Below are 19,478 nucleotides of genomic sequence, written 5' to 3'. Positions count from 1 at the left end.
GGGGTGTCGGCGTCCGCGCGAAGACGGCCGGGGGCACGCCGACGACGGCCGCCCCCGGCGTGCCGGCGCGGGTGTGTCACAACGAGTGTCGTCGCCCGGTCTCATGGATGACCGCTCCACACGCTTCGCGGTGTGTGCCGCACGACCTGGGACCGGGATCATCATGTCGCGTGAGAATACGTTTGTCGTCGTAGGGGGCGGCCTGGCCGCCGGCAAGGCCGCGGAGGAACTGCGCGAGCACGGCCACGACGGGCCGCTCCTCGTCATCGGGGACGAGCAGGAGCGGCCCTACATCCGACCGCCGCTGTCCAAGGGCTACCTGCTGGGCAAGGAGGACCGCGAGTCGATCCACGTGCACCCCGAGGGCTGGTACCGGGAACACGGAGTCGACCTGCTTCTGGGCACGAGCGTGACCTCCGTCGACCGGCGGGCGAAGGAGGTCACGCTGGACGACGGCCGTCGCGTGCCCTACGCCAAGCTGCTGCTGGCGACCGGTTCCTCACCGCGCCGTCTGTCGGTCCCGGGGGCGGACCTGGAGAACGTGCTGTACCTGCGGCGTGTGGGCGACAGCGAGCGTCTCAAGGCCGCCTTCACCGAGGGTGCGCGGATCGTGGTGGTCGGCGGCGGATGGATCGGTCTTGAGACGGCAGCGGCGGCCCGGACGGCCGGGGCGGAGGTGACCGTGCTCGAGCACGCGGAACTGCCCCTGCTCAAGGTTCTGGGACGGCAAGCGGCCGAGGTCTTCGCCGGCCTGCACCGGGAGCACGGCGTCGACCTGCGGCCCCGCGCCCAGATCGAGCGCGTCACCGGGACCGGTGGCCGCGTGACCGGGGTCCGGCTGGCCGACGGCAGCCACCTGCCCGCGGACGCCGTGGTGGTGGGGGTGGGCATCACACCCAACGTCCGTCTCGCCGACGAGGCGGGCCTGGAGGTACGCAACGGCATCGTCACCGACGAGCACCTGCGGACGTCCGTGGCCGACATCCATGCCGCCGGCGACGTGGCCAACTCCTACCACCCGCGACTCGGCCGGCACCTGCGCGTGGAGCACTGGGCCAACGCGCTGCACCAGCCGCGCACCGCCGCGCTGAGCATGCTGGGCAAGGACGCGGTCTACGACCGGCTGCCGTACTTCTACACCGACCAGTACGACCTCGGGATGGAGTACACCGGCTACGCCGAGCCGGGCGGCTACGACCGTGTCGTCTTCCGCGGGGCACGCGACGAGCGGCGCTTCATCGCCTTCTGGATGTCCGGTAACCGGGTCCTGGCAGGAATGAGCGTCAACGTGTGGGACGTCATCGGCACGATCCGCTCCGTGATCGAGTCCGGCGTGGAGACGGACGACGCCGTCCTCTCCGATCCGGCGGTTCCCCTGGAGAGCCTTCTCCCCTGATCCGACGGGCACGCACAGTCGGCACGACGGTCACGGCGCAGGCGCGCACAGGCACCACCGATGCCGTGCCACCCCACCCCGTCAGCTGACGGGACGTCGGCCCCTCGCCGACTGCCCGCCCCCAGGTACGACCGACGAGAGCAGACACATGACCGACAGCCCCCTTCCACCGCTGCGCCCGATGCCGGACGACTGGCGACGAGCACTGGCCGTGGTGGCCCATCCCGACGATCTGGAGTACGGGTGCTCCGCCGCCGTGGCCTCCTGGGTGGCCGACGGCCGGCAGGTCGCCTACGTACTGGCCACCCGTGGTGAGGCCGGTATCGACACCCTGACCCCCGAACGAGCCCGGTCGTTGCGCGAGGCGGAGCAGCGTGCGGCCGCCGCGGCCGTCGGCGTTTCCACGGTCGAATTCCTCGACCATCGGGACGGTGTGATCCAGTACGGCGTGCCCCTGCGCCGCGACATCGCCGCAGCCGTCCGGCGTCACCGGCCCGAGTTGGTGATCACACTGAACCACCGGGACACCTGGGCCCACGGTGCCTGGAACACCCCGGACCACGTGGCCGTGGGCCGCGCCGTACTGGACGCGTCGGCGGACGCCGGCAACCGCTGGATATTCCCGGAACTCACCGACCAGGGACTGCGGCCCTGGGACGGCGTCCGGTGGGTGGCCGTCGCCAACTCGCCGACGCCGACGCACGCGGTGTTTGCCGAGCCGGGTTTCGAACAGGGGGTGCGGTCCTTGCGCGAGCACCGGACGTACCTCAAGGCGTTGACCGAGGAGGACCCCGAGACGTACGCGCGCCGTTTCCTGGCCGACACCACCCGCGCGCACAGTGCGCGGTTCGACGGCCGGCCCGCCGTCGCCTTCGAACTGTTCAGCCGGTGACCGCACGCCGCCAGGCCCACTTGAAACCCCGTCATGCGCACGAGACCGTGCCGAGGAAGGAACCAGCCATGACGTACGAGTCCTCCGCCATCCTGGACGCCGGACCGTCCGACGGCGTCGACCCGGACGAGTTCGTACGAGCGGCCATGCGCTGGCACTTCGACCCGGCGACCGGCTCGCGGTACTGGCTCGACCGGGCCGACCGGCTCGCCTTCGATCCGCGGTCGGACGTCAAGGGCGTGGAGGACCTGTCGCTCTTCCCCGACCTGACCGACGAACTGCGGGACGCCCCGGTGGCGGACCTGATCCCCCGTGGCTACGGGAGCGGCGCCCGGCTGGTCAACGTCTTCGACAGTGGCGGCACGACCGGGGCGCCCAAGCGGGTCGTCCAGCTCGCCGACTGGATGCGGCACAGTACGGAGCAGGTCGGCAAGCGTCTCCGGGACCACGGTCTGCCCACCGGTACCCAGTGGCTGACCGTGGCTCCGACCGGCCCGCATCTGGTGGGGGACGTGCTGCAGCGGGCGGCAGTGTCACTCGGCGGCCCGGGGCTGAGCATCGACATGGATCCCCGCTGGGTGAAGAAGCTGGTCGCCGCGGGCCGGAACGAGGAGGTCGAGTCCTACACCGACCACCTCGTCGAGCAGTGCCGGCGGATTCTGCTGACCCAGGACATCGGGGTACTCGCCGCCACCACCCCGCTGTTGGAGCGCTTCGCGAACGAGGACGAACTCCTGGAACGGATCAACGGCTCCGTCCAGGCGATCATCTGGGGTGGCACGCACATGGACCCCGACACCCGCCACCTGCTGAGCACGGAGGTCTTTCCCGAAGTGCCGCTCATCGGCATGTACGGCAACACCATGATGCTCACCGCGCTGCTCGAGCGGGTCGGTCTCGACGCGTCGCAGCCCTGCGTCTTCGACCCGGTGTCGCCGTACGTGTTCCTGTCGGTCGTGTCGCCCGACACCGGGGAGCGGGTCGAGGTCGGTGAGCGGGGCCAGGTGGTCGTCAGCCACGTCAGCAGATCCATGCTCATCCCCAACAACGCGGAACGCGACACGGCCGTGCGCGTGCGGCCGGCCGACGGTCAGGCGGGCGACGCCGTCGCGGACGTGGCGCCGGTACCCACAGTGAAGGGCGAAACCGTGATCGAGGGCGTGTACTGATGACGGCCGACGAGGTCACCGGGTCGGTCCACCTGGACGCGCTGGGCCCCAACGGCCCGTACCGGACGCGCGTGCCGAGCCCGGTGACGGATGTGTCCGGTGCCGAGGTGGCCCGGCTGAGCCTGGTGCCGCCGGTGTACGTCGGGCGGGCGCTGGCCGCGCTGCGCAAGGCCGAGGCGGTGCCCGCAACCGGCGTCGACGCGCTGCTGGGGGCGGCCGGCGAGGAGTTCGCCACCGGCACCGTCGGCGGACTGGGCGTACGCGAGTACGAACACCTCGTCAGCCGCACTTCCGGCACCCCGATTACGGTGGTACGTGCCGCGACGCGGGGCACGGCGCGGTTCGTCGCTCTGGCCCGTTCGTCCGCCGAGCAGGGCAGGCCGCGCGGTGCGGTCTCCGACCGCCGGGACCCGGCCCTGGAGGCAGGGCACGCCGTATGGGCGCGCCGGGGTGACGTGTTCGCCGTCCACGCCTCCGGCAACCATCCCGGTGTGCACCGGCTGTGGCTGGAGGCGCTGGCCCTTGGCTACCGCGTCGCCGTACGTCCGTCGCAGCGGGAGCCGTTCACCCCGCACCGCCTGGTCGGGGCGCTGCACCGGGCGGGGGTCCGGGAGGACCAGCTGGTGTTGCTGCCCACGGACCACCGGACCGCCGACACGCTGATCCGCGGTGCCGATCGTGCGGTGGTGTACGGCGGCGACGAGATGGTCGCCCGGTACGCCCACGATCGGCACGTGTTGCCGCAGGGGCCGGGCCGGACCAAGATCCTCATCACGGCGGACACCGACTGGCGGGAGCACCTCGACACGATCGTCGGCTCGGTCGCTGACGAGGGTGGCACCGCGTGCGTCAACGCCACCGCCGTCTTCGTCGAAGGCGATCCGGCGCCGCTCGCCGAGGCCGTCGCGGCCCGCCTGTCCCGGCTGCCCAGTGTGCCACCCCAGGACGCCCGGGCGGTTCTCCCGGTGTGCCGGCTGGACCGGGCACGGGCCCTCGGCTCCTACCTGAGGTCGGTGGCGGCCGGGACCCGTGCCTGGCTCGGTGGCGACGGCGTCGTCGACGACCTCGGTGACGGAAGTGCCGTCCTGCGTCCGGCCGTCCATCAGGTCGGCAGCGCCAGTGCAGCACAGCTACGGACCGAACTGCCGTTTCCCTGTGTATGGGTGGCGCCCTGGAACCGCACGGACGGTACCGCTCCGCTGAGGGACACACTCGTGCTCTCGGCCCTCACTCGCGACCACGCCCTGCTCGACGCGCTGCTGACGGAACCCACCATCGCCAATGTGTACGTCGGTGACCACCCGACCTACTGGATGGCTCCGGGCGTGCCCCACGACGGTTACCTCTCGGACTTCCTGATGCGCGGCAAGGCCGTGGTCGGTGCCCTGTGACACGCGGTCAGTGGGGCATGAGCACCATCACTGCCGTCCCCAGCGCCATCGCTCCGTCCCGCACGTGAGCGTATGGGTCCGTCGCGGCGGCGCGATGCGCGGCGGCCGTGGCGGACCGCAGCGAGGGCATGGGACGGGTCAGCGACCGCATCGCACACCCAAGGAGATACCCGGCCAGCAGGCCGGTGACCCACACACCCGTTACCGATGCGCCCGCGGTGTGGCCGAGTGCCGCGCCGTGGTGCGCGACCGGGACGCCTCCGGCCAGGGTCTCGTGGGAGGGGACCGCCCGGCCGTGGGGTGTACGCAGCATCCAGGCCATCGCCGCCATGCCGGCCGCGGGCTGCAGCCGCCCGGCGATCGTCGCCGCCGTGTCCGCCGTGCGGTGGTGGAGGGCGGTCAGCGGGAACCACAGTGCGGCGGCCGTGAAGAGGACCGTCATGGTCCGGCCGGACAGCGATCGGCCGCCGCTCCAGGCCATCGCCGCCATGGCCACGGCCATGACGAAGTGCAGCAGGTGGTCCACCCGGTCACGGCGCCCCGTGCCCGGTGACCGGACGCCGTGCCGCAGTACGTGCGACGCCACGAGGGCGAAGAGCACCGTCAGCATGACGTGCACGACGTCGACGGGAGTGTCCATAGGGCGGCTCAGCAGAGGGAACGCGGGGGCAGGTCATCGCCCGGACCGCCGGACCTGCCACCCGCCTCGGCCAGGTGCTCCAGCGCGCCATCGGGCTCGGTACGGACCGCGCTCCCGGCGAGGGTCAGGGGTACGGCTTCCTGACGGACCTTCGCCGCACTCGTCCCGGCCGCAATCGCCTCCCGGTCGCCGTGGTCGTGTGATGACGTCTTGTCCGACACAGTGTGCGCCTTCCCTGGGTCCATGGCTTCCCACTTTTGACCGGGTGCGCGATCGATTCGTGACAGGCAACGGCCGCAAAGGAGGTGGTCCCGGAGCCGGTCGAGTGCCCCGGCCCGCGACGGCAGGTGTCCCTGACTCATCGAGTGCCACGGTGTGCCACCGGAGGGCGCCGGACACGATCACGCCACCGACCCCCGACGCGTCCCTCGGTGGCCGCTTGTAGCATGGCTCGCACGAAGCCAGAAGGGGAGATCCATGCACGCTGGCGCCCATCCCGACGACCTTGGCCAAGCGACGAAGGAGTTCCTTTCGGCGCGCCCGCAGCTTTTCGGCATCGCGTACCGTGTCCTGGGCGGCAGTGCGGCGGAGGCCGAGGACGTCGTGCAGGAGACCTGGCTGCGATGGCAGAACACGGACCGCTCGAAAGTCCACGAACCCGCCGCGTTCCTGACCACGGTCGCCACCCGCCTGGCGATCAATCTGGCCCAGTCCGCCCGCGTCCGCCGTGAGTCCTACGTGGGGCCCTGGCTTCCCGAGCCCGTCGACACCAGTCATGATCCGCAGTTGGGCGCGGAGCGGGCCGAGGCCCTGGAAATGGCGGTTCTGTTGCTCCTGGAGAAGCTGAATCCCGTGGAGCGCACCGCCTACGTGCTACGGGAGGCGTTCGACTATCCCTACGGGCGGATCGCCGAGATCCTGGAGACGACCGAGGCCAACGCCCGTCAGCTGGTGAGCCGCGGACGAAGGCACCTGGCCGCCGAGCGCAAGGAGCGCGTCACGCCGGCCGCCCATCGGCGGCTGCTGGAGGTGTTCCTCTCCGCGGCGCGAACGGGCGACCTGTCGGTACTGGAGGACGTGCTCACCGCGGACGTCGTCAGCTACTCGGACGGTGGCGGGATCCGCGGCGCGTCCAGGATCCCGGTGGTCGGACGGCCCCATGTCTCGCGGTACCTCGTGGCCTTCGCCCCGCGCTTCTGGCCGCAGGCGGACATCCGGTGGGTCGAGGCGAACGGCCGGCCGGCCGTGCTGGTCTCGTCCGGCGGGGAGGCTGTCGCCCTGCTGTCCGTCGATGTCTCGGCGCAGGGCATCGAGCGGATCATGTGGGTGATGAACCCGGCCAAGCTGGCGCCCTACGTGGCCTCTCTGAGCGGCTGACCTGCTGTCGGGGGTCTCGGGTCGGCAACGGGCAGGCGTCACAGGAACGGTTGCTTGTCGGTCATCCAGTAGTCCGGAAGTCGGACCTCCCACCTGCCTGAGGACAGACAACGTGACGTGCGTCGTGTGCGGTGCGGTACAGCCTGCGAGAGAGGGCACCCCGGTCCCACGAGGGCGCACCGCCGCCCGGCCCGTCACCGCCCCCTGGCACCCCAGGCCCCCGTGTACGCGCTCCCGGCCGTCCGCCGGGAAGCCGTACCGCGACGACATCGGAGTCATGCCGTGACCGAGCGGATCCAGTTGCCCACCCTGTCGACCGAAAAGGACTACGACGGGGACGAGTTCCTGCCCATCTACACGACCACCGTGACCGTGCACGGCGGTGTGGCCTCGCACGGGCGGGCCTCCGGGCGGGCACGCTCGTCCGACGGCGCCCTGGACCTCGAACTGCGCATGCCCGCCGAGCTGGGCGGTGACGGCAAGGGAACCAATCCCGAGCAGCTCTTCGCGGCCGGCTTCGCGGCGTGCTTCCACGGCGCGCTGAGCCTCCTGGCGCGGCAGGAGGCACTCGACCCGGCGCCCATCTCCGTCGTGGCGACCGTCGCCTTCGGACGGGATCCCAAGGACGGTGGCTACGTGCTTCACGTCGACCTGGTGGTGCGGTGGCCCGGTGTCGCCGCCGACGTGGCCACCGGTCTGCTGGAGAAGGCCGACACGTTGTGCCCCTACGCGCGTATGGCCTGGAGGGGTACCCCGACGACCATCACGCTCGCCTCCTGAGCGGTACCTCCGGCAGGCGTCGGCCGCCGCCCCCCCGCGGCGGCCCCTCGTCGTGGGCGCCGCCGGTCACGACGGGAACCACAGGTCCGCGTCGGCGGCTTCCTCCTTGCGGACGGCGAAGACGGAGACGTCCTTCTTGTGCAGGCTCTGCGGGGGCAGGGCCGCAACCAGGGGGTGGTCACCGGGTGCGGCACGCCGCCCGCGCCGCCCGGGGAGCGCGGCGTCGAAGAACTCCGCGTTGACGGACCGGTAGTGCGCCCAGTGCTGCGGCAGGTCGTCCTCGTGGAAGATGGCTTCCACGGGGCAGACGGGCTCACAGGCGTGGCAGTCGACGCACTCCGCCGGGTTGATGTAGAGCGTGCGTGAGCCCGCGTAGATGCAGTCCACCGGGCACTCGGCCACACACGCCCGGTCCATGATGTCGACACAGGGCTGCGCGATGACGTACGTCATCTCTTTCCTCCTCCTCGCCGTCGAACACGTCACTGGGCCGGCTCGTTCGGCCGTCGGCTCATCGGTACGACCGGGAATGCCGCCATGTTGTGACACGTGATGCACACTCTCGGTCGTCACCACTGTTGGTCCCACGCCTCGCCGAGCCGTCGCCGGCTTCCTGACCGGACTCCCACACGGGCCCCCACGTGCGGGAAGAGCCGTGCCGGGCGTCGGAGCGGCGCTCTTGTCACAAACCGCCGCCCAGCCTGGTCCTAGTCAGTGACCACCCAGAGCGACGGGAGCAATCGTGCCTATCACCGAACAACGTCTTGCCACCAGCGTGCTGGTGATCGGTACCGGCGGGGCCGGCCTGCGGGCGGCGATCGAGCTGGCCGAGGCCGGCGTCGACGTCATCGCCGTCGGCAAGCGTCCCAAGGAGGACACCCACACCTCTCTGGCCGCCGGCGGGATCAACGCGGCCCTGGCCACGATGGACCCCGAGGACACGTGGCAGCAGCACGCCGCGGACACCCTCAAGGAGAGCTACCTGCTCGGCGACCCCCGCACGGCCGAGATCGTCACCCAGGGCGCCGCCCTGGGCATCGACGACCTGGAACGCTACGGCATGGCCTTCGCCCGCGAAGGGGACGGCCGGATCTCGCAGCGCTTCTTCGGCGCCCACAAGTTCCGTCGGACCGCCTTCGCCGGCGACTACACCGGCCTGGAGATCCAGCGCACGCTCATCCGGCGTGCGAGCCAGTTGGACATACCCATGCTGGACAGCGTCTACGTCACCCGTCTCCTGGTCCACGACGGTGCCGTCTTCGGGGCCTACGGCTTCGACCTCAACAACGGCACCCGTCACCTCGTCCACGCGGACGCCGTCATCCTGGCGGCCGGCGGGCACACCCGTATCTGGCGACGCACCTCCTCGCGGCGGGACGAGAACACCGGTGACTCCTTCCGCCTGGCGGTCGAGGCCGGCGCCCGCCTGCGCGACCCCGAACTGGTCCAGTTCCACCCCTCCGGCATCATCGAACCGGAGAACGCCGCCGGCACCCTGGTCAGTGAGGCGGCCCGCGGCGAGGGCGGCATCCTGCGCAACGCCCTCGGCGAGCGGTACATGAACCGCTACGACCCCCAGCGCATGGAACTGTCCACCCGCGACCGCGTGGCCCTCGCGTCCTACACCGAGATCAAGGAAGGCCGCGGCACCCCGAACGGCGGGGTCTGGCTGGACGTCTCCCACCTCCCCCGCCAGACGATCATGAACCGGCTCCCCCGGGTCTACCAGACGCTCCTCGAGCTGCAGATGCTCGACATCACCCGCGAACCCATCGAGGTCGCCCCCACGGCGCACTACTCGATGGGCGGCGTCTGGGTACGTCCCGAGGACCACAGCACCGACGTCCACGGCCTGTACGCCATCGGCGAGGCCTCCAGCGGCCTGCACGGCGCCAACCGCCTCGGCGGCAACAGTCTCATCGAACTCCTCGTCTACGGCCGCATCACCGGCAGGGCCGCCGCCGCCTACTCGAAGACGCTGACCGCGCAGCCCCGGTCCGCTGCCGCCGTGGCCCAGGCCCGCGCCGAAGTGGACGAACTGCTCGACGCCGACGGACCCGAGAACGTCCGCGCCCTGCAGCGCGCCATCCGCAACACCATGACCGAACACGCCGGCGTCGTCCGTGACGAACAGGGTCTGCGCGCCGGCCTGGCGGAGCTGGACACCATCGAGAAGCGCATGGAGAACGTCGGAGTGCACCCCGACATCGCCGGCTTCCAGGACCTCGCCCACGCCTTCGACCTCAAGTCGGCCGCCCTGGCGGCCCGCGCCACCCTCGAAGCGGCCCTGGAACGCCGGGAAACCCGTGGTTGTCACAACCGCAGCGATTTCCCCGACACGGACCCCGCCTTCCGCGTCAACCTCGTCTGGTCCCCGACGACCGGGATCACCCACGAGAGCATCTCACCCATCCCGGATGAGATCGCGTCCCTCATGGCGGATGTCTCCACCGAGGGAAAGCTAGTCGAATAGCCGCCCGCCACTCCTCGCTCGCGCGCTTCCCGGCTTTTTTCAGAGCCATTGAATCTCGGCAGAAGAAAAGCTCAGGGAATGCACCGTGACGTTGTCACAGGAAGTGTGTGCATCCGGTCTTTCTTATGCGGACGACATCGCACATTCCCGAAAGGAATTTCAACATGAAGGTCGTAGTGATCGGCGGTACCGGACTGATCGGCTCGAAGCTGGTCGCCAAGCTCAACGAGCATGGTCACGAGGCGGTGCCGGCCGCCCCCAACACCGGCGTCAACACCCTCACGGGCGAGGGCCTGGGCGAGGTCCTGACCGGCGCCTCGGTCGTGATCGACGTTTCCAACTCGCCCTCCTTCGAGGACGACGCCGCCATGGAGTTCTTCCGTACCTCGACCGCCAACCTCCTCAAGGCCGAGGCGGACGCCGGTGTGACCCACCACGTCGCCCTCTCCGTGGTCGGGACGGACCGGCTCCAGGAGAGCGGCTACTTCCGTGCCAAGCAGGCACAGGAGGAGCTGATCAGGGACTCGGGAATTCCGTACTCCATCGTTCACGCGACGCAGTTCTTCGAGTTCATGAAGGGCATCGCCGAGTCGGCGACCGACGGTGACACCGTCCGTCTGGCTCCGGTCAGGATCCGGCCCGTCTACTCGGACGACGTGGCCGCCGCCGTCGGCCGCACCGCTGTCGGCACCCCCGTCAACGCAGTGGTGGAGGTCGCCGGCCCCGACGAGTTCCGGCTCGACGAGCTGATCCGCAAGGGCCTGGCCGCCAAGAACGACCCGCGCAAGGTCGTGACCGACGCGCATGCCCCGTACTTCGGTGCGGACCTGCAGGAGAACACGCTGCTGCCCGGTCCGGACGCGCACATCGCGGAGACCCGTTTCACCGACTGGCTCGCCCAGCAGCAGTGAGTCGCCGGGCGGGGCGGCCCCGGGGCAGGGCCCGCCACCCGCGTGAGGGCCTGTCGTCCGCATCGCGGCACGGCAGGCCCTTTCCACATCCGGCACGGTTCCGGTCGGGACGCCGACACACCTTGCCACCGACAGACGGCAACCACAGAGAAAGCAACCCACCATGCTGGTTCAACGCCATCAGGCCGTTTCTCCCGGCTCCGGCCCGTACCCGGCGGTGACCGGTACCTACACCGTCGACCCGGTCCACAGCACCATCGGGTTCTCCGTCCGGCACGCCATGATCTCCCATGTCCGCGGAAGATTCGACCGTTTCGAGGGCCTGCTCAAACTCGACGGCTCCGACCCGTCCCGTTCCGAGGCGTACGTGAGTGTCCAGACCGACAGTCTGGACACGGGAGTCCCGGAGCGCGACGCGCACCTGGGGGGACCCGCCTTCTTCGACTCCGCGACGTTCCCCCTGATGAGCTTCCGTTCCACCGGCATCGTCCCGCTCGGCGGCGACGAGTTCCGCATCATGGGCAGTCTGCGCATCAAGGACATCGAGCTGCCCCTGGACATCGACGTCGTCTTCGGCGGTGCCGGCGACGACGCCCACGGGCAGCACCGGGTCGGTTTCGAGGGCACGGCCACCCTGCGGCGTTCGGACTGGGGGCTGGCCTGGAACACGCCGCTGGAGACGGGGGGAGTCCTCGTCAGCGACAAGGTGACCCTGACCCTGGACGTCTCCGCGGTACGGGTCGACCCGGACGCGGCGGCCTGACGAAAAGCCGATGTGGGTGGGCGGGGTGGTCCCGGTTCCGGGGCCACCCCGCCCACCCGCATCGGTAACGGCCGGCGACGGCACCCGCGCTCAAGCGGCGCTTTCCGTCGCCGTCGACCCGCCTGCCGCGCGTCGTCGCAGGGCGCGGCGCTCGCCTTCCGTCGTGCCGCCCCAGACGCCCTCGACCGGGCCCGCGTCCACGGCCCACTCCAGGCAATGCGCCATCACCGGGCAACGACGGCAAACGGCCTTCGCTTCGTCCGTCTGTACCGCTACCGGACCGCTGTTGACATTGCCTATCGGGAAGAAAAGATCAGGATCTTCGCGCAGGCACAGACCCCGTACGCGCCAATCCATGGAACACCTCCTGCGTGAGGAACGGATACCGGTTCGGGCGGTGGCTTTTCGGGGAACACCAGGAACGCGGTGCGCGATGCATCACCGCTTTTCACATGAAAGACCGAACGGTCGGCGCGGGTGTGACATCGGGCCGGTACCGACCGCCGTCGGCGCGAAGCGTCGGTACCCACAGTGATCCACCGACCGGGGAGGCCTCCGGCCCCGTGCACCCGGCGCCGGGTGCTGTCGGCTCCGGACCGACGGCCCGCCCGCCGAAGGTCCGGCAAGAAATCCATCGCGAAACCGTCACGAAGAGCCTGCGCCGCCGGTCACTTGGAGCGGAGGTGATTGCACCGCCCGCCAGAACCCTCAGCACGCCGGCCGCCGCCCTGGCGGTTCCCGGCAGACGGCCACATGGCCGCGTCCGCGAGAACACCGGTACCAGCGAAACGGAGACCGAAGGAACATGCATCCACAGGCGCCCCCCGTGGGGAGCAACATGAGCGAGGCCGTCTCCGTCTTCGTAGAGCTCCGGCCACGTCTCTTCGGCATCGCCTATCGCGTGCTGGGCAGTGCGGTGGAGGCCGAGGACGTCGTCCAGGAGGTGTGGCTGCGCTGGCAGCGGACCGACCGTGCCGTCGTGGTCAGCCCCGTGGCGTTCTTGTCGAGTACCACCACACGGCTGGCCATCAACGTGGCTCAGTCAGCCCGCGTCCGCCGCGAGACCTACATCGGCCCTTGGCTGCCCGAGCCCGTCGACACCAGCAACGACCCGGAGGTCGGCGCCGAGCGGGCGGAAGCACTGGAACTCGCCCTGCTCCTGGTACTGGAGAAGCTGCCCCCGACCGAGCGCGCCGCGTACGTGCTGAGAGAAGCCTTCGACTACGGCTATCCCGAGATCGCGCACATCCTGCAGCTCAGCCCCGTCAACGTGCGGAAGATCGTGAGCCGGGCGCGCAAGCACCTCACCGACGACCAGCGGGACAGCGTCGACGCCGCCGAGCACCGCAAGCTGCTCGATGCCTTTGTCGCCGCCGCTCGGCAGGGGGACGTCGCCTCGCTGGAGGCACTGCTCACGCCGGACGCGGTCAGTCTGTCCGACGGGAACGGCATCCGGGGGGCAGCTCGCGTTCCCGTTCTGGGCCGTGCCCGCGTGGCGAACCTGTCGACCGCCTATCCACGGTTCTGGCCGACCGTCGAGGTGGAACCGGTCGAGGCGAACGGACGAAGCGGGATCCTGCTCCACCGGGACGGCCGGGCCGCCACCTTCATGACCATCGCGGCCACGTACCGGGGCATTCATCAGGTGATGTGGGTCTTCAACCCGAGCAAGATCGCCGCCTTCATCGGCTCCCGCTCCCGCCGGGCGGCCGTCCGGGGTGTCTGAGACCGGCCCCGGAGCGGCATGTCAGGGACGAGGACGGTTCCAGGAGCGCAGTTTGTCGGGGTTGAGGACGACCCAGACCTGTACGACACGGGAGTCGGCTACGTCGAGGGTGACGACTGCGGCGACCTGGTCGTCGTAGCGCGCCACGAGGCCGGTGGATCCGTTGACGGGGTGGGTGTGCAACGTGGTGCGCGGGTGCCGGGCGAGCAGGGTCAGCAGACTCCGGGCGACCCTTTCGCTGCCGGTGACGGGCCGCGTCAGCGCGCGGACCTTGCCTCCGCCGTCGAAGAACGCGGTGACGTCGGGAGTCAGCAGGGACGCCAGACGGCCGGCGTCCTCATCGGCACATGCCTGTCGTACGGCGTGGGCGATCTCGTCCTGGCGACGTGGTGATGCCGGCTGTGCGCGCCGGGTCCGAAGGCTGTGACGGGCCCGGTTCGCCGGCTCGGCGCATTCCGGTTCGGGCTGTCCCGGGCTGCCCCCAACCGTGCCAACTGCCGTTCTCAGGACGTCGCTGAGCACGAACGCCGCTCTCTTCGCGGGTGACAGCGTCTCCGGTTCCGGCGGGAGCACCGCGCTGACTCCGCTCTCCGGGCCGGTATCGCGCAGTCCCCTCTCCCGCGCGCGCCGCTGGGTGTCCCCTTCAGGGTCCGGCGGGGCCAGCCGCTCCAGGCAGATGGTCCCCACGACCCGGCTCAGCCAGGCCCGTGGCGACCCTATCCGCGACCGTTGGCGATCGGTGAGCCCGTACCACTCCCGATACGCCTCGTCGATGACACGCTCGGCCGCGACGGGGCTGCCCAGCATCCAGTGAGCGACCTCCAGCAGATGCCGCCGCTCATCGAGCAACTCCGCGATCGGCACGGTGTCACCGACAGGTTCCATACCGCCTTCTCCCTCCCGACGGCCCCTCAGCACTGCCACTGCGGCGGTGTACGCCCTGGAAGGTAACCGGCGGTGTCCGGGAACGCCACATCCATGTCCCGGGGAGAGGCTCGGCCTCCGCGTCTCCTGTCGGTTCGACAGCTGTCCGGGAAGCGGTCGGAAGGTGTGGCACTTCCGCAACAAAAACATACTTTCATGTGACCCCGCTGCCGGATGTCATGTGCAATGCCAATACAGTGTGTTGCGTTTGAACAGGCCGCTTGTGACGTCCACTTACCCCGAACGGTCCCTCCACACTCATCCCCGAAGGGATCACGATGCGCAACGTATGGAATGCCGCAGCCGTCGGAACCATGCTCATAGGGCTCTCGCTCACCCCGGGTGTCGCCCAGGCGACACCCGGCGGTCCCGGCGTCAGCGGCAGGATCCTGGCACAGCGGACCATCGGTGACCGGGACTACACCCGCCGTGAGATCACCATCCCTGACGGCCAGGCGACGGGATGGCACTACCACGACGGCTATCTGTACGCGTATGTCAAGCAGGGAACACTGAGCCACTTCAATGCCGCGTGCGCGTCCGACGGCGTGTACGCGGCGGGCAGCTTCCTGACGGAGACGCCGGGCGCGGACCACGCGCACATCGGCCAGAACCGAGGCGCGACGGATGTCGTCCTGGAGGTCCTCCACGTCCTGCCGCACGGCGCTCCGCCGGCGGAGGACGCTCCTGACCCCGGCTGCGAACCGCAGTAGCGCGGCGCGCGGTACGACGGGCTGTCACAGCTCCCCCTGCTGCCCGGTCTATGCGGTGTCGACGGCTTGCGGCGATGTCCGCCCGAGCCCCGCAGCGAAGGAGGAGGAGCATGGCAGGGACACACGCCAGCCGACGCGTTCGAGCGATCGCTGTTCGAGAGCGACCTGTCCACGGGCTTCCGGCACGAGCTGAGGAAGGACGAGAGGATGCCCCGAAGCACTGACCGGCAGACCGATCCCACCGCCGTCAGCGCGTCGCTCGCGGCGGAGGCCGCCCTGCTCGAAGGGCGGCTGATCCTGCTCCGAGAAGCGATCGACACGGTGGACGCCCGCATCGACGCGGTCTCCGAGGCCCTCAGACGACTGCAGCACTCGGTGGCCGGGCCCGTCGACCGCAAGCCACGCTCGGGCGAGGCGAGCGACACCGGGCCCGGCCGCTCGAAGGGGGACCGTCCCTGACGGGTCGGGGGACGGATCCGGCGGGTCGTCCCGGTGGGCGATGCGCTGTCCCACCGCTGCCCCGTCCCCTTCTCGACCGGCGGCCGCTGCATATGATGTCCCGGCCAGAACAAGGGTTGAGGACGAGAGGAACGCATGGTCTCCGTGACCTCCACGGCTCGCAACATCGAGATCACCGCCGAGAGCCTCCAGGAGGACCTGACCCGGCTGGAGATCCAGAAGCAGGCGCTGGAGAGGGAACTGGCTGCGGTCACCGCTCACCTCGGCTCCGTACAGCTAGCCCTCAACGCCCTTCAGGCCCTCATGCCCGCGTCCGCTCCGTCATCCGCGGCACCCGGCCCGGCGGACACGGATCCGACGCCGGAGCCGGCGCCCGCCCCCGCGCGGCAGGCACCGCCCGCGAACACGGCCGGCAGCGCCGACGAGAGCCGGGCGCCGGCGGGCCACACCGACGCCCACGCCGACAGCGTGACAACGTACGGCAAGCTCACCGAGCAGATCCTGGCGTACTTCGCGGAAGCCGAAGACGCCGACGTCCGTGCCCGCGATGTCGCCTCCGCTCTGGGCCGTGACACCGACAGTGGCAGCATCAACGCCGTCCGGAGCACACTCGACCGTCTGGTCGGCACCTCCCGCGTTCGCCGTGTCGGCCGCGGTCTGTACCGCGCGGTCAAGCCGTAGCGGTTCCGGGCAGCGGGTGCGCACGGTGGGACACCCGCCGCCCGGCGGCGTCGAGGACGGCCTATCCGGCGACGGCGTCCGTGGGTTCCTCGCTCCGGCGGGGGTCGCCGCTGGAGGTGAAGGCCTCCCTGGGGTGCTGGACCGAGACGAGAGAGACGATGTCGCGGCCGTAAAGTGCGGCGGTGGCCCACACGGCGAACACGCGGGCCTTGCGTTCCCAGCTCGGAACCGCCAGAACGTGGTAGCCCCGGTGCATCAGCCAGGCCGGGAAGCCCTTGATGACCAGTCGGCGGTACTGGAAGATGCCATGGCCGAGCCCGAGCGTCGCCACCACACCCAGACTGTGGTGCACGTAGTCCTTCGTCGGCCGGCCGCGCAGTGTCGCCAGGATGTTCTTCGCCAGACGTTTGCCCTGGCGGACGGCGTGCTGAGCGTTGGGGACCGTGCGGGCGTCCGGGCGTCCGGCCGCGAGATCGGGCACCGAGGCGTCGTCGCCGGCCGCCCAGACGTCCGCCACCGCCTCGGTGGCCGTACCGACCCTGAGATCAGCTCGCACGGTCAGCAGACCCCGTTCGTCGACGGGAAGGTCGGTGTGGTTGTGCACGATCGGGTTGGAGGCGTTGCCCGCCGTCCACACGAGCAGGCCGCAGTCGTACTCCGCTCCGTCCGAGAGCACGACGCGTCCGTCCTTCGCCGAGACGAGCTGGGTGTTCAGGTGCACCCGGGCACCCCGCTTCTCCAACGAGCGCACCACCCACTCACCGGGCCGGTCGGTGACCTCGGGCAGGATCCGGGCCCGCGCCTCGACCAGGTGGAAGGCGGGTTCTTCCGCGCCGATCTCCGGATAGTGCCTGAGCAGCGCGGTCGCCAGGCCCAGCAGCTCGCCGAAGCCCTCCACCCCCGAAAAGCCACCACCGACGACGGTGACGGTGAGCAGCTTGCTGCGTTCGGGCCCGCGCGGCAGGGTCGCCGCGCGGTCGAACGAGGTGAGCAGCCGGTCGCGGATCGCCACGGCCTCCTCGACATGCTTCAGCCCGTACGCCTGGTCACCCAGCCCCGGGATCGGGAAGGTGCGCGTGACGGCTCCCGCCGTCACCACGAGCACGTCGTAGTGGAGGTCGAAGTCCGGCCCGGTCTGCGGCCTGACCGTGACCGTGTGCGCGCTGTTGCGGATCTCCGTCACCGCGCCCGCGATCAGGCGGGTCCGGTGCAGATGCCGCCGGAGCGAGACCGCGGCATGACGGGCCTCCACCGACCCGGCGACCACCTCGGGCAGGAACGGCTGGTACGTCATGTACGGACGAGGGTCGACCACGGTGACGCGTGCCTCACCCCGTCGCAGTTTCTTCTCCAGGCCCCACGCGGTGTAGAAACCCGCGTAACCACCACCCACGATCACGATCTCACGCACGGTGTCCTCTGTTTCTCTAGGCTTCACCCTTCTAGACCGGTCGACACCACATGGTGTGACATGACAAGTTCTGGTCAATCGGCCACCGCATGCGGCAGGCCCCGGGGCGTTCGCGGTGCCGGCCGGGGGGCTTGCCGACCGGCGCCGTCCAGCGGGGGATCTCCCGCGTCGACTCGATCAGGACCGGGGGGAGACACACGCGCTCGGCGGCACGGGCGCCGTGGTTCCGCGCCGGCCCCGTGGCACGACTCGTTCCGACCTCGGACGCGCGGCCGGCCGGGAGAGGGGCGTCGTACGAGCGCGAGTCGGCCTCGGCCTCCTCCTTCGACGTCGCGGGCCGTGCGCGCCTTCCGGCCCGTTCCCCCGCACGCCGGGCCCGTGCGTCACATCGTCAGGAGACACGGCGCTGGCGGGCCGACGAGCCGGTGGCCGGAAGACGCGGTCGTCGACGTCGACCACGGCGGGACCGGGACGTCGCCGGGCCGACGCCCACACAGCGCGTCGTGCCCGCGCCGACGCCGTATGCCGTTCTCCGATCGGTCCGGCCGCCGCGCCCGTCACGCGTCGGCGTGCGCGCTCCAGTGCTTCTCCAGGATTTCGGCCACCTCCGCGGGCCGCTGGAGGACCGTCCAGTGATTGCAGTCCATCTCGATCACCGCCGTGGCGTGCACGGAGGCGCCGAGCCTGCGCCCGAACTCGATCTGGCAGGCGGGATCGAGCGCCCCCCAGAAGACGACGCACGGCGCCGACACGGCGGACAGGCCCGGCTCCCACTCCGCCCCCATGGTGATCGCCGACCGGTACAGCCTGAGGACCGCGTCCTTCATCGGCTCGTCCACGCGGCTCGCCATCTCCCTGGCGAGGCCGAGGGGCACGTCGAAACCTGCCGCCAGGTCGGCGGCGAAGGGTTCGGTGCGCAGTTCGGACATGAAGCGCTCACCCTCGACCCGGTCCTGCCAGATCTTGGCCAGCGGATGCCAGACGTACTCGGCGTTAACCGGGCCGTTGCCTCCTGCCCAGGTACGGACCAGATCCGGCCGCAGGTAGGCGACCCGGAGAGTGAGAATGCAGCCCCAGTCGTGGCCGACCAGGTCCACCGGCTCGCCGACCCGCTCCAGCCGCTGGATGAGCCAGTCCACGTACTCCTCCTTCGTGGAGCCGAAACCGGCCGGTCGCGCGGCGCCGAAGCCGGGCAGATCCCAGGCTTCCACGTCGGTCCTGGTCAGGTGCTGTCGGACACCGTCCCATACGTGGTGGGTGTCAGGAACGCCGTGGATCAGAATCGCGGGCATGGGTGAATTCCTTCATCAGTGGACGGCGCCTCGTGGATGAGAGCGGCATCCCATGCTGTCACACTATTGTCGACGCTGCCGGTAGTGCTTGCGACGGTTCGGCCAGCCACGTGAACCGTGTCACTCGATACATACTGTCCGAGCCGCCCTGACGACGGGTGCCGGGTGCCGGGCGACGGCCCTGGGCCGAAGGGCTGTCCTGCCGGCGGTGCCACGGCCGAGGCCATCCGCCGGCTGTTCCTGCCATCACCCCACGCCACCGTGTCTTCGACGGCGGGAGGCGCCCCCGCGCTGTCCGTCGAAGCCTTCTCCTGCCCGTACCTGTCGTTCGTGCGCCTACGGGGCCCCGCGGCCGACGAACTGCTGAGGACTGCCGTGCGGCTCACCCGTGACACCCGCTGCCCGATCAAGCCTTCGGCGGTGAGGACGTCGGCTGCCGCACCACCGAGGACGCGTTCGCCCGTTGCGCGGCGCTCGGGA

At 70.4% G+C, this 19,478-nt stretch carries 19 protein-coding genes and 1 pseudogene; 13 read left to right on the top strand and 7 right to left on the bottom strand.

Annotation, left to right across the window (positions count from 1 at the left end; genetic code table 11):
* The first annotated feature begins 163 nt into the window (after positions 1-163).
* From ACZ7OO_RS24140 to ACZ7OO_RS24125, 4 genes are all read left to right on the top strand, one after another.
* The gene (locus tag ACZ7OO_RS24140; RefSeq protein WP_471507495.1) at positions 164-1,396 is read left to right on the top strand and encodes an NAD(P)/FAD-dependent oxidoreductase; all 1,233 of its coding nucleotides are present in this window, start codon (positions 164-166) and stop codon (positions 1,394-1,396) included.
* A gap of 148 nt (positions 1,397-1,544) precedes the next feature.
* Positions 1,545-2,288 (top strand): PIG-L deacetylase family protein, encoded by a 744-nt coding sequence (locus ACZ7OO_RS24135; protein WP_471507493.1) that lies wholly within the window; start codon positions 1,545-1,547, stop codon positions 2,286-2,288.
* 68 nt (positions 2,289-2,356) lie between these two features.
* Complete coding sequence (locus ACZ7OO_RS24130; protein WP_471507491.1) at positions 2,357-3,457, top strand: acyl-CoA synthetase family protein; 1,101 nt, start codon at positions 2,357-2,359, stop codon at positions 3,455-3,457.
* The gene (locus ACZ7OO_RS24125) at positions 3,457-4,848 is read left to right on the top strand and encodes an aldehyde dehydrogenase family protein (protein WP_471507489.1); all 1,392 of its coding nucleotides are present in this window, start codon (positions 3,457-3,459) and stop codon (positions 4,846-4,848) included. The genes ACZ7OO_RS24130 and ACZ7OO_RS24125 overlap by 1 nt, the downstream gene beginning before the upstream one ends.
* 7 nt (positions 4,849-4,855) lie before the next feature.
* Here the strand turns inward: ACZ7OO_RS24125 and ACZ7OO_RS24120 are convergent, their stop codons facing one another.
* Entirely contained in the window at positions 4,856-5,488 is a 633-nt protein-coding gene (locus ACZ7OO_RS24120) for a DUF5134 domain-containing protein (RefSeq protein WP_471507487.1), read from the bottom strand.
* A gap of 8 nt (positions 5,489-5,496) precedes the next feature.
* Positions 5,497-5,733, bottom strand: a complete 237-nt coding sequence (locus tag ACZ7OO_RS24115; RefSeq protein ID WP_471507485.1) for a hypothetical protein — start codon at positions 5,731-5,733, stop codon at positions 5,497-5,499.
* Positions 5,734-5,965: 232 nt separating this feature from the next.
* Between ACZ7OO_RS24115 and ACZ7OO_RS24110 the strand changes: the two genes are divergently transcribed.
* The gene (locus ACZ7OO_RS24110) at positions 5,966-6,865 is read left to right on the top strand and encodes an RNA polymerase sigma-70 factor (protein WP_471507483.1); all 900 of its coding nucleotides are present in this window, start codon (positions 5,966-5,968) and stop codon (positions 6,863-6,865) included.
* Positions 6,866-7,147: 282 nt separating this feature from the next.
* Positions 7,148-7,645 carry an Ohr family peroxiredoxin gene (locus ACZ7OO_RS24105; protein ID WP_471507481.1) on the top strand — a complete coding sequence of 166 codons (498 nt, stop codon included), beginning with the start codon at positions 7,148-7,150 and terminating at the stop codon, positions 7,643-7,645.
* Positions 7,646-7,789: 144 nt separating this feature from the next.
* On the opposite strand, the pseudogene fdxA reads toward ACZ7OO_RS24105, so the two are convergent.
* Positions 7,790-8,098: pseudogene (gene fdxA, locus ACZ7OO_RS24100) on the bottom strand (ferredoxin); the annotation flags it as partial.
* A gap of 289 nt (positions 8,099-8,387) precedes the next feature.
* Here fdxA and ACZ7OO_RS24095 point away from each other — a divergent pair.
* The 3 genes from ACZ7OO_RS24095 to ACZ7OO_RS24085 all read left to right on the top strand — a co-directional run bounded on the left by ACZ7OO_RS24095 (position 8,388) and on the right by ACZ7OO_RS24085 (position 11,792).
* Positions 8,388-10,118 (top strand): L-aspartate oxidase, encoded by a 1,731-nt coding sequence (locus ACZ7OO_RS24095; RefSeq protein ID WP_471507479.1) that lies wholly within the window; start codon positions 8,388-8,390, stop codon positions 10,116-10,118.
* 164 nt (positions 10,119-10,282) lie between these two features.
* Positions 10,283-11,029 carry an SDR family oxidoreductase gene (locus tag ACZ7OO_RS24090; RefSeq protein ID WP_471507477.1) on the top strand — a complete coding sequence of 249 codons (747 nt, stop codon included), beginning with the start codon at positions 10,283-10,285 and terminating at the stop codon, positions 11,027-11,029.
* A gap of 166 nt (positions 11,030-11,195) precedes the next feature.
* Positions 11,196-11,792 carry a YceI family protein gene (locus ACZ7OO_RS24085; RefSeq protein WP_471507869.1) on the top strand — a complete coding sequence of 199 codons (597 nt, stop codon included), beginning with the start codon at positions 11,196-11,198 and terminating at the stop codon, positions 11,790-11,792.
* A 90-nt stretch (positions 11,793-11,882) separates the two neighbouring features.
* On the opposite strand, the gene ACZ7OO_RS24080 is transcribed toward ACZ7OO_RS24085, so the two are convergent.
* Positions 11,883-12,149: a WhiB family transcriptional regulator gene (locus tag ACZ7OO_RS24080; protein ID WP_471507475.1), complete on the bottom strand. Its 267-nt coding sequence runs from the start codon at positions 12,147-12,149 to the stop codon at positions 11,883-11,885.
* A 448-nt stretch (positions 12,150-12,597) separates the two neighbouring features.
* On the opposite strand from ACZ7OO_RS24080, the gene ACZ7OO_RS24075 reads away from it, so the two are divergent.
* The gene (locus ACZ7OO_RS24075; RefSeq protein WP_471507473.1) at positions 12,598-13,518 is read left to right on the top strand and encodes an RNA polymerase sigma-70 factor; all 921 of its coding nucleotides are present in this window, start codon (positions 12,598-12,600) and stop codon (positions 13,516-13,518) included.
* 21 nt (positions 13,519-13,539) lie between these two features.
* Here ACZ7OO_RS24075 and ACZ7OO_RS24070 read toward each other — a convergent pair whose 3' ends face one another.
* The gene (locus tag ACZ7OO_RS24070; RefSeq protein WP_471507471.1) at positions 13,540-14,403 is read right to left on the bottom strand and encodes a sigma-70 family RNA polymerase sigma factor family protein; all 864 of its coding nucleotides are present in this window, start codon (positions 14,401-14,403) and stop codon (positions 13,540-13,542) included.
* Between the two features lie 317 nt (positions 14,404-14,720).
* Here ACZ7OO_RS24070 and ACZ7OO_RS24065 point away from each other — a divergent pair, with 317 nt between their 5' ends.
* The 3 genes from ACZ7OO_RS24065 (at position 14,721) to ACZ7OO_RS24055 (ending at position 16,295) form a co-directional block, all read left to right on the top strand.
* A complete protein-coding gene (locus ACZ7OO_RS24065; RefSeq protein ID WP_471507469.1) occupies positions 14,721-15,155 on the top strand; it encodes a cupin domain-containing protein in 435 nt (144 codons plus the stop codon).
* Positions 15,156-15,362: 207 nt separating this feature from the next.
* Positions 15,363-15,614 carry a hypothetical protein gene (locus ACZ7OO_RS24060; RefSeq protein WP_471507467.1) on the top strand — a complete coding sequence of 84 codons (252 nt, stop codon included), beginning with the start codon at positions 15,363-15,365 and terminating at the stop codon, positions 15,612-15,614.
* A gap of 135 nt (positions 15,615-15,749) precedes the next feature.
* Positions 15,750-16,295 (top strand): hypothetical protein, encoded by a 546-nt coding sequence (locus tag ACZ7OO_RS24055; RefSeq protein ID WP_471507465.1) that lies wholly within the window; start codon positions 15,750-15,752, stop codon positions 16,293-16,295.
* A gap of 61 nt (positions 16,296-16,356) precedes the next feature.
* Here ACZ7OO_RS24055 and ACZ7OO_RS24050 read toward each other — a convergent pair whose 3' ends face one another.
* Both ACZ7OO_RS24050 and ACZ7OO_RS24045 read right to left on the bottom strand, forming a co-directional pair.
* The gene (locus ACZ7OO_RS24050) at positions 16,357-17,706 is read right to left on the bottom strand and encodes an NAD(P)/FAD-dependent oxidoreductase (RefSeq protein ID WP_471507463.1); all 1,350 of its coding nucleotides are present in this window, start codon (positions 17,704-17,706) and stop codon (positions 16,357-16,359) included.
* 557 nt (positions 17,707-18,263) lie between these two features.
* Positions 18,264-18,998, bottom strand: coding sequence for an alpha/beta fold hydrolase (locus ACZ7OO_RS24045; protein ID WP_471507461.1), 735 nt, complete (start codon positions 18,996-18,998; stop codon positions 18,264-18,266).
* Between the last annotated feature and the right edge of the window lie 480 nt (positions 18,999-19,478).

The organism is Streptomyces sp. NPDC111744 (genome assembly GCF_055634995.1).
The sequence above is the reverse complement of the archived record's forward strand: the minus strand, read 5'-3'. Positions and strand labels throughout refer to the sequence as shown.

Excerpts from the sequence above, each read along its gene's own strand:
- ACZ7OO_RS24115 (WP_471507485.1), bottom strand. The coding sequence starts at position 5,733 with ATGGACCCAGGGAAGGCGCACACTGTGTCGGACAAGACGTCATCACAC.
- ACZ7OO_RS24080 (WP_471507475.1), bottom strand. The coding sequence starts at position 12,149 with ATGGATTGGCGCGTACGGGGTCTGTGCCTGCGCGAAGATCCTGATCTT.
- ACZ7OO_RS24140 (WP_471507495.1), top strand. The coding sequence starts at position 164 with ATGTCGCGTGAGAATACGTTTGTCGTCGTAGGGGGCGGCCTGGCCGCC.
- ACZ7OO_RS24125 (WP_471507489.1), top strand. The coding sequence starts at position 3,457 with ATGACGGCCGACGAGGTCACCGGGTCGGTCCACCTGGACGCGCTGGGC.
- ACZ7OO_RS24075 (WP_471507473.1), top strand. The coding sequence starts at position 12,598 with ATGCATCCACAGGCGCCCCCCGTGGGGAGCAACATGAGCGAGGCCGTC.
- ACZ7OO_RS24110 (WP_471507483.1), top strand. The coding sequence starts at position 5,966 with ATGCACGCTGGCGCCCATCCCGACGACCTTGGCCAAGCGACGAAGGAG.
- ACZ7OO_RS24065 (WP_471507469.1), top strand. The coding sequence starts at position 14,721 with ATGCGCAACGTATGGAATGCCGCAGCCGTCGGAACCATGCTCATAGGG.
- ACZ7OO_RS24060 (WP_471507467.1), top strand. The coding sequence starts at position 15,363 with ATGCCCCGAAGCACTGACCGGCAGACCGATCCCACCGCCGTCAGCGCG.
- ACZ7OO_RS24055 (WP_471507465.1), top strand. The coding sequence starts at position 15,750 with ATGGTCTCCGTGACCTCCACGGCTCGCAACATCGAGATCACCGCCGAG.
- ACZ7OO_RS24135 (WP_471507493.1), top strand. The coding sequence starts at position 1,545 with ATGACCGACAGCCCCCTTCCACCGCTGCGCCCGATGCCGGACGACTGG.
- ACZ7OO_RS24045 (WP_471507461.1), bottom strand. The coding sequence starts at position 18,998 with ATGCCCGCGATTCTGATCCACGGCGTTCCTGACACCCACCACGTATGG.
- ACZ7OO_RS24070 (WP_471507471.1), bottom strand. The coding sequence starts at position 14,403 with ATGGAACCTGTCGGTGACACCGTGCCGATCGCGGAGTTGCTCGATGAG.
- ACZ7OO_RS24120 (WP_471507487.1), bottom strand. The coding sequence starts at position 5,488 with ATGGACACTCCCGTCGACGTCGTGCACGTCATGCTGACGGTGCTCTTC.
- ACZ7OO_RS24090 (WP_471507477.1), top strand. The coding sequence starts at position 10,283 with ATGAAGGTCGTAGTGATCGGCGGTACCGGACTGATCGGCTCGAAGCTG.
- ACZ7OO_RS24130 (WP_471507491.1), top strand. The coding sequence starts at position 2,357 with ATGACGTACGAGTCCTCCGCCATCCTGGACGCCGGACCGTCCGACGGC.